A 14,274-nucleotide genomic window follows, 5' to 3' on the forward strand; every position below is an offset into this window, starting at 1 on the left:
TGGTGTTAAATAGGAGATACGAACCGGGAGTTAACGTCTTCAATAAATGCAAGAAGTTCCTCTCTTCCGGTTTTTTCTTCAGAAGAAGTAGTAAATTCCTGGGGTACTTCTTCAAAGTATTGAAGCATAGCTTTTTTGAACGCACTTACCGTTTGTTCTGTTTTTAACTTACTTTGCTTGTCTGCTTTCGTGAAAACAAGGACAAAGGGAATTCCTTGCTCGCCCAACCAGGAGCAGAAGTCAAGGTCGACTTTCTGAGGCTCCAACCTGCTATCTATCAGGACAAATACACATTGCAAATTTTCTCTATTTTTTAAATAATAGCGAATAAAGCGCTCCCATTCACCGCGGTTGGTTCGTGATGTCTTAGCAAATCCATAGCCCGGAAGGTCCACCAAATACCATTTCTCATTAATCAGGAAGTGATTTATAAGTTGGGTTTTACCCGGAGTCTGGGACGTTTTAGCTAATCCTTTTCTCTGAGTAAGCATGTTGATCAGAGAGGACTTGCCAACATTGGATCGCCCAATGAAAGCATATTCTGGTAGTGCCGGTGCAGGAAGTTTATCCGTCCGGGTATTACTACATTTAAATTCAGCTGTACGTATCTGCATTGTTGCAAAGGTAGGTATTTTAATAGGAGCCATCAATTTTCATAATTAGGGCTAACTTTCCAACAGGCTAGCTTTCTCACTTCATTAGCAAAAGCCTATCTTTGCAGCAGTATGCCCCAAACAGTTACGCCATATAACGACGATAAAGCCACAAAGAAAGAGCAGGTAGCCACGATGTTCAATAACATCTCCAAAACCTACGATTTCCTCAATCATTTCCTATCCCTTGGAATTGATATCATTTGGAGAAAAAAGGCGATAGGGGAGTTGAAGAAGGATCAGCCCCAGAACATTCTTGACGTAGCCACAGGTACTGGAGACTTTGCCTTTGAAGCTTTACAGATCTTGAAACCAGAGAAGATAACAGGGGTGGATATCTCGCAGGGAATGCTTGATATTGCCCAGCAGAAGATCCTTAAAAGGGGACTTCAGCACAAGTTCGAAGTGAGATTGGGCGATTCGGAGAAGCTACTGTTCGATGATAGTTCTTTCGATGCGGTAACGGTAGCATATGGTGTAAGAAACTTCGAAAATTTAGAGAAAGGTTTATCAGATATGTTAAGGGTGCTGAAGCCTGGAGGTAAAGCTGTTATTCTGGAGTTTTCAAAGCCTCGTACCTTTCCGATCAAACAGCTCTACAGTTTTTATTTTCACTATGTTACCCCCGCTGTTGGTAAGATCTTCTCTAAAGACAATAGTGCTTACAAATACCTCCCTGAATCAGTAGAGGCCTTTCCTGACGGGAAGCGATTCACTGAGCTGATGGAAAAAGTTGGCTATAGGGAAACTAAAAACCGTCCTCTGGCGTTTGGAATTTGTTCCATATACACCGGTATTAAATGACGAAATTTACCAGCTTCCTCACTATATTCTTGTTTTTGTCTCTAATTTCCCGGGCACAAAATAACGGAGGAGGTGTGGACGATGAACCTTTGCATTTCGGATTCACCTTTCAATACGTTAGTGCAGAGTATAAGATCTATAAGAAACCTGATTGGTATACACTTTACACATCTCCCGATACGCCGCAACCGATTCCTGCAGGGACAGATGAACGTTTAATGAGTGTCAGCTCACCAAAAACTCCCGGCTTTGGTTTAGGTTTCGTTTCAGATTTAAAGATAGCCAGTCATGCCAATCTTCGTTTTACTCCTCTTTTGGTATTCACAGATCGAATGTTAAACTATGAGTACCGAGACCCTAAGAATTTTCAGCAGAAAAAAGTTCAGTCAACATTGGTAGATTTTCCTTTAGGTATCAAACTGAAATCGGATCAGAGAGGGAACTTTCGTGCTTATATCCTTGGTGGTGCAAAATATTCCATGGATATCATTTCCAAGAAGAAGATTGACGACAGTGAGTTGACAGATATTAACAAATTGGTGAAAAATAAAGCCAATTTCTTATCCTGGGAGACAGGGATAGGTTTCGACCTATATTTCGAATATTTCAAAATGTCTCCCGAAATAAAGTTTTCTCAGTCGATCGGAAACGTCTTAAAGAACGATGAGAAGCCCAATCCTTATACAAAGCCCCTGGACAGGCTCTTTTTGCGGAGTTTTCAGTTCAGCTTGTACTTCGAATAAGTAAAACTTTCTAATTTTAGTGAACCTTTGCGGGGTTTATAGTAATTTCGGCCTTTCAATTTCTTGACAATGGCACAAATTGCGTTAGTTACAGGAGCAACTTCAGGCATTGGAGAAGCATGTGCAAGGATCTTCGCAGAGCAAAAGTTTGATCTGATCATCACAGGCAGACGTAGAGATCGCTTAGAAAAGCTATCTCACGAATTGAAAGCAGTTTACGGAGTGGATGTAGTAGCTTTAACCATGGATGTGAGAGATAGCAGTCAGGTTAAAGACCAGTTAGACGCCCTTAAGGAACATTGGAAGAAGGTCGATGTATTGGTAAATAATGCTGGATTGAGTCAGGGCTTAGAGCCCATACAAGATGGGGCATTCGGTGATTGGGACACAATGATAGACACGAATATCAAAGGTCTCCTATACGTTACCAAGGTTGTTTCAGGGTGGATGGTAGAAAGGATGAGCGGACACATCGTTAATCTTGGTTCAATCGCAGGCAAAGAGACATATGCAAATGGTAATGTGTATTGTGCTACAAAACACGCTGTTGATTCTTTAAACAAAGCAATGCGAATCGACTTACTACCCTATAATATACGGGTAACTGGAATTCATCCAGGAGCAGTAGAGACAGAGTTCTCAGAAGTTCGGTTTAAAGGAGATAAAGAACGGGCAAAAAAAGTATATCAGGGATTTGACCCTTTGACGGCCCGGGATATTGCTGAAACTATTTGGTTTGCTGTATCAAGACCAGCTCACGTTAATATTAGTGATCTATTAATTATGCCAACAGCTCAGGCTACGGCAGGAAATATTAAAAGAATAACAGAATGAGTGAAGGATAGGATGAGGGAATATTATGCGCTTAGGATTCCTTCTGTCATTCTATCTTTAATCCTTCACTCATTAATTATAAAAGAACATGTTAGAACAAATAATAAATCAGGAAATAAAAGCAGCGATGTTAGCAAAAAGCGAGGCCAGATTGCGTGGACTTCGTGCTATTAAAGCTGCTATATTACTGGCAAAAACTGAAAAAGGGGTATCTTCCGCTATCACAGAAGATGACGAAATTAAGGTTTTACAAAAGCTTGCAAAGCAACGTAAAGAATCTGCAGACATTTATAAAAGTAAAGACAGGCAGGATCTCTATAATATAGAAATTGAAGAATTAGAAGTTATTGAGGAATTTCTCCCTAAGCAACTAGGAAGAGAAGAATTAGTAGCTTTTATAAAAAATATCATTGCACAAACAGGAGCTTCGTCCGTGAAGGATATGGGTAAGGTAATGGGAACAGCCAACAAGGAACTGGCTGGAAAAGCAGACGGGAAGACAATATCTGAGGTCGTAAAAGAACTGCTTTCTTAATAATTGTGAAGTACATGCTTTAATGAAGTATGAAAAGCTTACTTTTATTTAAAAATAATCTATACATAATAAGACAAACGTTTGTTGAGAAACGATGAGTTTTGCTGTTAAAGAAGAAAACGGATTTAAGTACATAGAAGAGGGTGAAGGCGAAGTGCTTTTACTTCTTCACGGATTATTTGGTGCGCTAAGTAATTGGGAGGATGTTACAAACCAGTTTAGTGGAAAGTATAGGGTGGTAATTCCGCTCCTTCCCATTTATGAATTGCCTTTGCTTACTACTGGAGTAACTACTCTTGCAAAGCACGTACATAAGTTTGTGAAGTTTAAGAAGCTGCAGAATATCAATGTTTTAGGTAATTCTTTGGGTGGGCACGTAGGGTTGATCTTTACTTTAAGCCATCCTGAATTTGTAAAAACACTGGTGTTAACCGGTAGTTCAGGTTTATACGAAAACTCCTTTGGGGGTTCTTTCCCAAGAAGAGAAAGCTACGACTTTATTAGAGAAAAAGTTGCCTACACCTTCTACGACCCCAAGTTTGCCACAAAGGAATTGGTAGACGAAGTTTTTGGAGTTGTAAACGACCGTAATAGAGTGATCCGGATATTGGCGATGGCTAAATCAGCTATCAGACATAATATGGCAAAAGATTTGCACAAGATCACGATACCAACCTGCCTGATTTGGGGCAGAGACGACAGAGTAACTCCTCCAGAGGTTGCAGAGGAATTTCATCAATTGCTTCCTAATTCTGAGTTGAATTGGATTGATAAATGCGGACATGCACCTATGATGGAACAACCTGAGGAATTTATTGTTTATTTAAGAAAGTTTTTAGACAGGGTACTTTTAAAGTAATGGAATGATTGCACGAGAACTTATATCAGACGCTATACCACCAGTTAAAACTTCTGACAGTATTCAGAAGGTAATAGAACGTATGGCAGAGTTCCGTGTTAACCATATGCCTATTGTCGAGAACGATCTTTTTATTGGCTTAATCTCCGATAATGATCTGATCGAAGCTCACGATTACTCCGGATCTATCGCTGGTATTAATCTTTCATTGAACAATACTTCAGTTGGTCAAGAGCAGCATATTTACGACGTAATAAGGCTATTTGACGAGAAGCGCCTTAGTCTTGTTCCCGTTGTAGACGATAACCGAGCCTATTTGGGGGTGGTTTCTATCAATTCAATGGTGGAGTATTTTGCCTCCATAACTTCAGTAAAAGAACCCGGTGGCATTATCGTTTTAGAAATTAATAATCGAAATAATTCCCTGGCTCACATAGCTCAGATTGTGGAGTCAAACAATGCACGTATCTTAAGCTCATATCTTACCTCATTTGCTGATTCTACGCGCGTTGAAGTAACGGTAAAAGTTAACAGAACAGATATCTCCTCAATTGTTGCATCATTTATCAGATATGATTATAGCGTTATTGCTACGTACAACGATATAAAGGCTGATGATACAATTTCCGGGAGATATGATCAGCTGATGAATTATCTGAACTTGTAGTTTTGACCGTCAAATTATCATCCATCAATCTATAGTAAATATTAAAGCATGAAGATTGCAATCTACGGCAGAGAGTTCAGTAATACCACACTCCCTTACGTTCAGCAGGTATTTGATTGTCTGATGAGATTTGCAGTCGAACCTGTGGTTTACGACAAGTTTGCAGAATTTATTAAGGGTAAAGTTTTCTATCCCAAGCCACTCCAAACCTTTCAAAGCTACTTTGATATAAAAGGTAATGCTGATTTTATGATTAGCTTAGGTGGAGACGGGACCATGCTTGATACAGTAATATTACTTCGCGATTCAGGCATTCCTGTTATCGGAATAAACCTTGGCCGCCTCGGCTTTCTTGCCAGTATTAGTAAATCCAATATCAACTCCGCAATAGAATGTCTGATAAAGGGTGATTACAGTTTAGATAGTCGCGAGCTTCTCAGTCTTCATTCAGAAACAAATGTCTTCGGAGATGAAAATTTCGCTTTAAATGATATTACTATTCATCGTCGAGATAATTCTGCGATGATGATCATTCATACCTACTTAAATGGCGAGTTTCTAAACTCATACTGGGCGGATGGTCTGATCGTGGCAACGCCAACTGGCTCGACCGCTTACTCTCTTAGCTGCGGCGGCCCGATAATATTTCCGCAATCGGGAAATTTCGTCATTACCCCGGTTTCGCCTCACAATCTTAACGTGCGACCTGTTATTCTTTCTGATTCAAATGTCCTGTCTTTTGAGCTGGAGGGAAGAAGTTCAAAGTACCTTCTATCCTGCGATTCCAGAACTGAAGTAATAGACAGTACATTGAAGTTTAGTGTAAAACGCGCTAACTTCAGAATTAATTTGATCCGTCTGAATAATGAAAGTTACTTATCTACGTTAAGGAACAAATTGCTTTGGGGTATAGATACTCGTAATTATTAAGTTCCCGTATCTAAGTAGCAAACAATTTTGGGGCTAATCTGATTTAAAGAAGTATTGTTAACAATTCCCAAACTAGCGAGAGTGTTTAAAGCTTACCCTTTTGTCTTCCTGTTTTTAATTTTGTCGTTATTCTCTGTACGTTCCTTTGCCCAAAGTTGGGATCTGGGTGGATTTGTTGGAGGGGCAGCGTATATGGGAGACCTAAATCCGGTGAATCCTCTTAAAGTTAATAACCTGGCTTTTGGCGCTCAGATTAAACGGTGCTTTAACCCTTATTGGGCTCTCAAACTAGCGCTAACCCGCGGAAAGGTAGAAGCCTATGATGCAGATTCAAGTGATCCCTTTGCCAGACAAAGAAATCTGAACTTTTATTCTGCACTTACTGAAGTCAGCTTGCAAACCGAGTTCAATTTCTTCAATTATGTCCCTTCTAGCAGTAAGAAATTATATACCCCATTCCTTTTTGCCGGACTAGGTTTGGTTGGCTTTAATCCCAAAACAGAAATGAATGGTGAAACCTATGAGTTGCGAAATTATGGAACTGAGGGGCAGAATCCTTCAGTACCCTACCGGAATTACGCAGTAACATTACCGTTCGGCGCTGGTGTTAAATTCAACGTAAAAGGGAACTGGAGCCTAATCGCGGAAGCTGGATATAGGACGGCTTTTTCAGACTACCTGGATGATGTTAGCAAAACATACCCTGATCCTGCCAAATCATCTCCAATAACAATGGATTTAGCGGATCGCTCTGCACCAATAAAAATAGGCTTTCCTTATTCCCAGAGAGGAGATAACAGGAGCCGTGATTCTTATATGTTTGTTGGCCTTTCGCTTACTTATTCTATTTTTAAGAACGGCTGTCCTGTTGTAGCTTATTAGATGTCCATATCGTAAATATTTTTCTTGATCGAAAACTCACTAAGTTTCTTACCTTTACGCCCCAAATAAACAAATAATACTTTCACCAAAAAGGGTTTTTCTGCTTAATAACAAGATGGGTTTACTGGAACAATTAGATAAGAATAAGTTACCGAAACATATTGCGATTGTAATGGACGGTAATGGAAGATGGGCCAAAGGAAAAGGCAAGCTACGCGTTTTCGGCCATCATGAAGGTGTTGTTGCTGTACGGGATGTTATTGAGGGTGCAGTTGAAGCGGGGATACCTTATATAACCTTATATACATTTTCTACTGAGAACTGGAACCGTCCTAAGCTAGAGGTGATGGCGCTGATGGAGTTGCTTGTTGCTACAATAAACAAAGAGACGAAAACACTAATGAAGAATGGAGTTCGTTTAAATGCTATAGGAAATTTAAACTTATTACCGGAAAGATGTCGTCGGGAATTGATGGAAGCAATTGAAAAAACATCTGGGAATACAAGTTGTACCCTAACTCTTGCGTTAAGCTATAGCTCGAGGGCAGAAATTGTTGAGGCTACCAGAAAAATTGCAGAGCAAGTTAGATTAGGAGTGCTCGATCCGGCGGATATTAATGAAGAGGTGTTTTCAAATTCCTTGTCTACAGCAAATATTCCTGATCCTGAACTAATGATCCGCACTAGTGGTGAATATAGAATAAGTAATTACTTGTTATGGCAAATAGCCTATGCCGAGTTATATTTCACTCAAAAACTTTGGCCGGACTTCAGGCGCGAAGACTTGTATGAAGCAATTTTAGATTACCAAAAAAGAGAACGACGCTTCGGAATGACCAGCGAGCAAGTGAACTAAATTTTTCTTTTAACACCATTTAACATCTGTAAAAGTTATTTTAGCGACGTTGAAAATCCAAATGAATAGATACTTAATTACTTTATATCTTATCGTATTTAGCACTGTAGCTTTCGGTCAGATTGGAAGGCCAATGCAACAAGGGCCACGCAGACCTACTACAGGCAATGATGAAATAAGCTATTTGAACCCAAAGGAATATGTGATTGGGGGGATTAGCGTTACAGGGACACAGAACCTTGATAAAGACATTCTGATCCAAATATCGAAGTTAACTCCAGGCGACAGGATCGAAGTACCAGGCGATGCAACCGCAAATGCTGTAAAAAATCTTTGGGCCCAAGGTCTTTTTGATGATGTCAAGCTTAACGTTACCCAAATTAAGGATGATTCCATCTTTTTTGATATTGCAGTTGTTGAACGTCCTCGTTTAACAAGGATTGATCTGGTTGGTTTGAAAAAAGGTCAAGCAGACGATATTCGTGAAAAGTTAAATGATAAGAAGGGTAAGATCGTTAATGAAGCTCTTTTAAGCAACAGTACTGCTATTATTAAAAAGTACTTCAATGAGAAGGGTTATTTGTATGCTGAAGTGAGCTTTAACCAAAAGAAAGACCCAGCCGACCCTAATAATGTTATTCTTGAGATTAAGGTAGATAAGAAGTCAAAGACTAAGATCAGCGATATTAAATTCGCTGGAAATGATTCCTTCTCTTCCCGGGAACTGAAAAAGTTCATGAAAAAGACGAAGGAAAAGTCTCCAATAAATATTCTTCGTTCCAGCAAATTCCTTCAGGATAAGTATGAGGAGGATAAACGTAACCTGATTGCTAAAATGCAGGCCAAAGGTTACCGAGATGCTGAACTTTTAAGTGATACAGTGATCAAGAATAATAACGGAACTGTTAATCTGGCTCTAAAAGTTTATGAAGGGCCTAAGTACTATTTTGGCGACGTTACATTTGCCGGAAACGCTGTTTACACTGAAGAGTACCTGATGAATATGTTAGGTATTAAAAAAGGTGATGTATTTAGTGAAGAGAAGCTTGAAAAGAAACTTCGTGGAAGTCAGAACGGAGATGATGTTTCATCAGTATATCTTAACAACGGCTACCTAACCTTCAATGTGGATCCGGTTCAGACCAGAGTTCGTAAAGATACTATCGACCTTGAACTAAGGATTTTCGAAGGTCCTCAATATACGATCAACAAGGTTTCTTTGAAAGGTAACGATATCACGCACGACAAAGTAGTTATTCGCGAGATCCGTACTAAACCGGGTCAGAAGTTTTCCAAAGAAGCTGTAGTTCGTACAACACGTGAGATAGCACAACTTGGAAACTTTGATGAGCAGAAGACCGACGTTCGTCCAATACCCAACCCTGCAGATGGTACAGTAGATATCGAGTACACAGTGGCTGAAAAGCCTTCTGACCAGATAGAACTGTCCGGAGGTTTTGGTGGCGGTCGCATCATCGGTACCCTCGGTTTAACATTTAATAACTTTTCGGCGCGTAACTTATTCAATTTAAAAGAGTGGAAACCACTTCCAAAAGGAGATGGTCAGAAATTAAGTATACGCGGTCAGACAAACGGAAAATACTATCAATCGTACAGCTTCTCTTTTTCTGAGCCTTGGTTGGGAGGGAAAAAGCCTGTTTATTTCGGTATTAGTGCTTTTACATCCCTTAGTACTTACGGAACAAGTCTTTATTCTAATAATACAAGTCCTACTGATCCAAGAATACGTCTGAATGGTGTCACCTTCAGTCTGGGTCAGAGATTGAAATGGCCAGATGATTATTTTCAATTGAATTCTGCTGCTAACTTCGAACAGTATAAATTAAGAAATTATTCAGGGTTTCTCTTTAATACAGGTACTTCTTATAACTTTAATATAAGTCAGCAAATTAGCCGGAACTCTGTAGATGCACCTGTATATCCAACTTCAGGATCGCATATCCGTTTCACTGTTCAGGCTACCCCGCCTTATTCATTGTTCAATAACATCAATTATCAGGCTGCTGAGGCAAAAGACAGGTATAAGTTTACCGAGTACCATAAGTGGAAGTTTGAGTCGCAGTGGTATCAGCGTATGGCAGGTAAGTTAGTGCTTAAGGCGCAGGCACAATTTGGTTTCCTGGGAATGTATAACAAAGCTGTTGGTCCTTCTGCGTTTGAAAGGTTTAGATTAGGAGGTGACGGAATGCAAGGTTATAGCTTCCTTCAGGGATCGGAGATCATTGGCTTGCGTGGGTATCAGAATAACGCAGTTATACCTGAAGGTTCAAATCCTTCGATCGCCCAAAATTCAGGTAGCCCTATTTTCAATAAATATATTCTCGAACTTCGTTATCCGTTAACATTAAGTCAGCAGGCCCAGGTGTTCGGATTGATCTTCGCCGAGGGTGGTAATACCTGGGACCGTTTCAAAGATTTCACGCCATTTAATGTTCGTCGTTCCGTGGGTATAGGTGCAAGGATTTTCCTTCCAATCTTTGGTCTTCTTGGAATTGATTACGGGTATGGCTTTGATAAAATTCCTGGATTACCTGATGCTAACAAGGGGCAATTCCACTTCAGTATTGCTCAGCAGTTAAACGGCGGATTCTAATAAGAAATATAAGATTGCAATTAAACTATTCGATTCTAATTCAATCATAAGAAGAAATAAACCTAGTATAAAGGGAGAATTCGATGAAAAAGATTTTATTAATTTGTTGCTTTACACTAATTTCAGGGCTTTCAGCTTTTGCGCAGAGATTTGCTTATGTAGACAGCGAGTATATCCTTAAACACATACCCGAATATTTGTCGGCTCAAAAGCAGTTGGATGCCTTATCGCAGCAATGGCAAAAAGAAGTAGATGGCCGGTTCGCGGAAGTTGAAAAGATGTACAAAGCCTATCAGGCAGATCAGGTGCTCTTGACCGACGAGATGCGTAAACGACGTGAGAATGAAATTGTGGAAAGGGAAAAAGAAGCCAAAGAGTTTCAAAGACAGAAATTCGGCTTTGAGGGGGAGCTATATCAGCAGCGTGTAAAATTGGTAAAACCAATACAAGAAAGGGTAGCAAAAGCCGTAGAAGCTGTAGCGGAGAACGGCGGACTTGATATGGTTTTTGATAAAAACAGTAACGTGATAATGCTTTACGCAAGTTTACGTTTAGATAAGAGTAATGATGTTATTACGCGCCTGGGCTACAAGCCAGGTACTTTAGCGAAGTAAGAGTTTAGAACAACATAATTTATTTTTTAAGACAGAATGAAAAGATTATTTAAAGTAGCGGTAGTTGCAGTTGGATTATTTTTCGCGGGCACTTCAGTTAATGCACAAAAGTTAGGACATATCGATTCAGGTACTTTATTACAGTCAATGCCTGAAATGAAAGCAGCAGATGCAGCTTTTAAAACTTTCCAGGAGCAGAAAGAAAATGTGATCAAACAAATGGATGCGGAGCGTCAGAAAAAGATCACTACATACCAGGAAAAAGCTCGTAATCTAAGTGAGGCAAACAAAGAAACTTTGGGAAAAGAGCTGGAAGGGTTGGTTAAAGAAATCCAGGATATGGAAAAGCGTATCACTGAAGGCCAGCAAAAAGCTCAACAAGAGCTTCAAGCTAAAAATGGAGAGTTATACCAACCATTATACAAAAAGGCTGAAGACGCAGTTAGAGCAGTAGCAAAAGAAAAAGGTTACGCTTACGTATTTGACGTATCACAACCAGGTGTAGTATTTTTCGATGGCGGCGACGATATTCTTAAATTAGTACAGGCGAAATTAGGTATCTCTGCTAATTCTACAGCAGCTGCACCAAAGAAATAAGCAAGGTTAAAACTTTCGATAACAAAAGCAGCGGAGACGACATCTCCGCTGTTTTTGTTTGTAACCTATACCTTCTATCATCTTATTTTCAATAATCAATAAAGTTCAGGGTTTTTGCTGTCGATTCCGTAAGTTTGGCCCAAATTTCAGAATTGAACTTTTTCGTTACATATATCCTCGTAGCAATACTGCTTTTCTCTTTTACTGCGTTATTTGCCCTCTTTGCGGTATATGCAGAAAGAAAAGTTTCTGCTTTTATACAGGATAGACTGGGGCCAATGGAAACGGGAAAGTTTGGAAGCCTGCAAACTCTAGCTGACATCCTGAAGATGTTGCAGAAGGAATTTATCATTCCGGCTGCTGCAGACAAAGTACTATTTGTTGTCGCTCCTGTTATCATATTTATTTCCGTTTATATGGGATTTGCGAGTTTACCCTGGGCTCCTGATCTTATTCCAGCCAATATCAATCTCGGTGTTTTTTACGTTTTCGCAATCGTCTCAGTCGAGTCGGTTGGGATTCTTATGGCAGGTTGGGGGTCAAATAATAAGTATTCCTTACTTGGAGCTCTTCGTAGTGTGGCGCAAGTGGTATCTTATGAAATTCCCGCCGGAATAGCTATTATATCTGCTGTCATGATCTCTCAGAGTCTCGATTTGCAGGAAATATCAAGGCTTCAGGGAATACTGACAGATCAAACAACTAAGTTCTTTGGGTTTTGGGATGTAACAGAAATTGGTGGCATCTTTGCGTGGAATATTTTTCAGGCACCTCATCTGATAATAGCTTACGTTATTTACTTTATAGCATCCCTCGCAGAATGTAATCGCGCTCCCTTTGATATTCCGGAGGCTGAGTCGGAGCTGGTATCCGGTTTTCATACTGAATATACAGGTATTCGATTTGCCTTTGTATTCCTCGGCGAATACTCTATGATGTTCCTGGTGGGGATGTTTGGAGTTCTGTTATTCCTTGGTGGGTGGAATACTCCGCTGCCTAACATAGGCTCTGTAACGCTGGCTGATTGGACCACAGGGACTGCCTGGGGAATATTTTGGATAGTCGTCAAGGTTTTACTGGTGGTATTTGTTCAAATGTGGATACGCTGGACCTTACCACGCTTGCGTGTTGATCAGCTGATGGACCTTTGTTGGAAAGTTTTAACTCCACTTGCGTTTTTGTGTATGCTGATCTCTGGAGTTTGGAGATTGTTAGTGATGTAGATTAGAGATAAGGAATTTAGAATTGACTATTAAGAACACTATATCGTCTTTTGTTACTGCCTGGAAGGGCTTAGCACTTACCTTGAAGCATCTACTTGCCGCTGGAAAAAAGCGTCAGACTTTAGATGTTAAGAAGGATAATTATTTTTCTGAGCAAGAGGGAGTGGTTACGGTACAGTATCCTAAGGAGAAGATTCCTATACCAGAGGTGGGCCGATATCAGCTGCACGTAGAGATAGATGATTGCATAGTCTGTGATCTTTGTGCAAAGATCTGTCCCGTAGATTGTATAGAGATAGAAAGCATAAAAGGAACAGGACCACTTGGTCAGACCTCAGATGGAACAGTTAAGCGCCTGCATGCAGCTAAGTTCGACATTGATATGGCCAAATGTCTTTACTGCGGCTTATGTACTGTTGTTTGTCCAACTGAATGCATAACAATGACGAATCAGTACGACCGGACAGTAACGAATGTAGCTGAACTGACATATAAGTTCTCGGACATGACTCCTGAAGAAGCAGAGGAAAAAAGGCAGGAGCTGGCTAAACAGCAGGCAGAGAAACAGGCAGCTAAGGAAGCTGCGATGAAAGCAAAAAAAGGAGAATAATTAATTGATGAACTTAGAACAGATAGTTTTTTATGTGTTTGCTGCCGTAGTGTTGTTTTCAGCGTTACTCGTAGTGGCTTCACGAAATCTGGTTAGGTCTATCTTCCTCTTTTTTATCACCTTGTTTTCTATGGCAGGGATCTTTGTTTTTGCTCTGGCAGACTTTGTGGCTTTAACCCAACTGGTTATTTATGTAGGAGGAGTTCTTGTACTGATGATCTTTGCCTTCTTGCTGTCAAACAAAAGTATTCTTGATGATCCGGAGCAATTTAAAACCAAGTTGTTTGGAATTCATAATTTGCCAGCTATCCTTGCAGCCTTTTTATTCTTTGGGATATTGCTGTGGTGTATTTCGTTAGCTCAGGTTGATATTCTCGATTGGATACAAGGATCTGCTAATAATACCTTGCAGGTTTCTGATAATACAATTCATTATATTGGTATTACCTTAATGACAAAATACCTCCTTCCATTTGAGGTAGTATCTATATTTCTGTTAATGGCGCTAATTGGTGCAGCCCATCTTGCAAGAAAGGAGCGAAAAATATGATCCCGCTTTCACATTATATGCTCATTAGTGCTGCATTATTTAGTATTGGTATTTACGCTGTTCTTTCTAAGCGCAATGCAATTATGATCTTGATCGGGATTGAATTTATGCTTAACGCAGCAATTCTTAATTTTGTAGCCTTTAGCAAACACGATAAGTTCTCGGCGAGCGGTCAGGTGTTTGCGCTGTTCGCAATCGTATTGGCTGCTGCAGCTGTTGCCGTATCACTTGCTATCATTTTAAATGTTTACAAATACTATAAAACGATAGACCCAACTAAAATAGATAAGTTAAGAGATTAAA

Annotated in this window: 17 protein-coding genes; 16 read left to right on the forward strand and 1 reads right to left on the reverse strand. The window is 39.9% G+C overall.

Annotated features, from left to right (window positions below):
• Window positions 1-5: 5 nt before the first annotated feature.
• Entirely contained in the window at window positions 6-614 is a 609-nt protein-coding gene (yihA, locus tag J4N25_RS11960; RefSeq protein WP_207422432.1) for a ribosome biogenesis GTP-binding protein YihA/YsxC, read from the reverse strand.
• Window positions 615-725: 111 nt separating this feature from the next.
• Between yihA and ubiE the strand changes: the two genes are divergently transcribed.
• The 16 genes from ubiE (at window position 726) to nuoK (ending at window position 14,273) form a co-directional block, all read left to right on the forward strand.
• The gene (gene ubiE / locus J4N25_RS11965; protein ID WP_207422433.1) at window positions 726-1,457 is read left to right on the forward strand and encodes a bifunctional demethylmenaquinone methyltransferase/2-methoxy-6-polyprenyl-1,4-benzoquinol methylase UbiE; all 732 of its coding nucleotides are present in this window, start codon (window positions 726-728) and stop codon (window positions 1,455-1,457) included.
• The gene (porT, locus tag J4N25_RS11970) at window positions 1,454-2,200 is read left to right on the forward strand and encodes a type IX secretion/gliding motility protein PorT/SprT (protein WP_207422434.1); all 747 of its coding nucleotides are present in this window, start codon (window positions 1,454-1,456) and stop codon (window positions 2,198-2,200) included. The genes ubiE and porT overlap by 4 nt, the downstream gene beginning before the upstream one ends.
• Before the next feature lie 69 nt (window positions 2,201-2,269).
• Window positions 2,270-3,034, forward strand: a complete 765-nt coding sequence (locus J4N25_RS11975; RefSeq protein WP_207422435.1) for an SDR family oxidoreductase — start codon at window positions 2,270-2,272, stop codon at window positions 3,032-3,034.
• Between the two features lie 88 nt (window positions 3,035-3,122).
• Window positions 3,123-3,569, forward strand: a complete 447-nt coding sequence (locus J4N25_RS11980; RefSeq protein WP_207422436.1) for a GatB/YqeY domain-containing protein — start codon at window positions 3,123-3,125, stop codon at window positions 3,567-3,569.
• A gap of 94 nt (window positions 3,570-3,663) precedes the next feature.
• On the forward strand, window positions 3,664-4,428 hold the full coding sequence (locus J4N25_RS11985) for an alpha/beta fold hydrolase (RefSeq protein ID WP_207422437.1): 765 nt from the start codon (window positions 3,664-3,666) through the stop codon (window positions 4,426-4,428).
• A 4-nt stretch (window positions 4,429-4,432) separates the two neighbouring features.
• A complete protein-coding gene (locus tag J4N25_RS11990) occupies window positions 4,433-5,095 on the forward strand; it encodes a CBS domain-containing protein (protein WP_207422438.1) in 663 nt (220 codons plus the stop codon).
• A gap of 48 nt (window positions 5,096-5,143) precedes the next feature.
• The gene (locus J4N25_RS11995; RefSeq protein WP_207422439.1) at window positions 5,144-6,025 is read left to right on the forward strand and encodes an NAD kinase; all 882 of its coding nucleotides are present in this window, start codon (window positions 5,144-5,146) and stop codon (window positions 6,023-6,025) included.
• Between the two features lie 81 nt (window positions 6,026-6,106).
• The gene (porG, locus tag J4N25_RS12000) at window positions 6,107-6,907 is read left to right on the forward strand and encodes a type IX secretion system protein PorG (RefSeq protein WP_369410854.1); all 801 of its coding nucleotides are present in this window, start codon (window positions 6,107-6,109) and stop codon (window positions 6,905-6,907) included.
• A gap of 115 nt (window positions 6,908-7,022) precedes the next feature.
• Window positions 7,023-7,763, forward strand: coding sequence for an undecaprenyl pyrophosphate synthase (gene uppS / locus J4N25_RS12005; RefSeq protein WP_207422441.1), 741 nt, complete (start codon window positions 7,023-7,025; stop codon window positions 7,761-7,763).
• Between the two features lie 61 nt (window positions 7,764-7,824).
• Complete coding sequence (gene bamA / locus J4N25_RS12010) at window positions 7,825-10,377, forward strand: outer membrane protein assembly factor BamA (RefSeq protein WP_207422442.1); 2,553 nt, start codon at window positions 7,825-7,827, stop codon at window positions 10,375-10,377.
• Window positions 10,378-10,460: 83 nt separating this feature from the next.
• Window positions 10,461-10,991 (forward strand): OmpH/Skp family outer membrane protein, encoded by a 531-nt coding sequence (locus J4N25_RS12015; RefSeq protein ID WP_207422443.1) that lies wholly within the window; start codon window positions 10,461-10,463, stop codon window positions 10,989-10,991.
• Between the two features lie 36 nt (window positions 10,992-11,027).
• Window positions 11,028-11,588 (forward strand): OmpH/Skp family outer membrane protein, encoded by a 561-nt coding sequence (locus J4N25_RS12020; protein WP_207422444.1) that lies wholly within the window; start codon window positions 11,028-11,030, stop codon window positions 11,586-11,588.
• Between the two features lie 152 nt (window positions 11,589-11,740).
• Window positions 11,741-12,811: an NADH-quinone oxidoreductase subunit NuoH gene (gene nuoH, locus J4N25_RS12025; protein WP_207422445.1), complete on the forward strand. Its 1,071-nt coding sequence runs from the start codon at window positions 11,741-11,743 to the stop codon at window positions 12,809-12,811.
• Window positions 12,812-12,833: 22 nt separating this feature from the next.
• Window positions 12,834-13,421 carry a 4Fe-4S binding protein gene (locus J4N25_RS12030; protein WP_207422446.1) on the forward strand — a complete coding sequence of 196 codons (588 nt, stop codon included), beginning with the start codon at window positions 12,834-12,836 and terminating at the stop codon, window positions 13,419-13,421.
• Between the two features lie 7 nt (window positions 13,422-13,428).
• Window positions 13,429-13,971 (forward strand): NADH-quinone oxidoreductase subunit J family protein, encoded by a 543-nt coding sequence (locus tag J4N25_RS12035; protein ID WP_207422447.1) that lies wholly within the window; start codon window positions 13,429-13,431, stop codon window positions 13,969-13,971.
• A complete protein-coding gene (gene nuoK, locus J4N25_RS12040; RefSeq protein ID WP_207422448.1) occupies window positions 13,968-14,273 on the forward strand; it encodes an NADH-quinone oxidoreductase subunit NuoK in 306 nt (101 codons plus the stop codon). Before J4N25_RS12035 ends, nuoK begins: the two co-directional genes overlap by 4 nt.
• Window position 14,274 lies beyond the last annotated feature (1 nt).

Source organism: Desertivirga brevis (assembly GCF_017355835.1).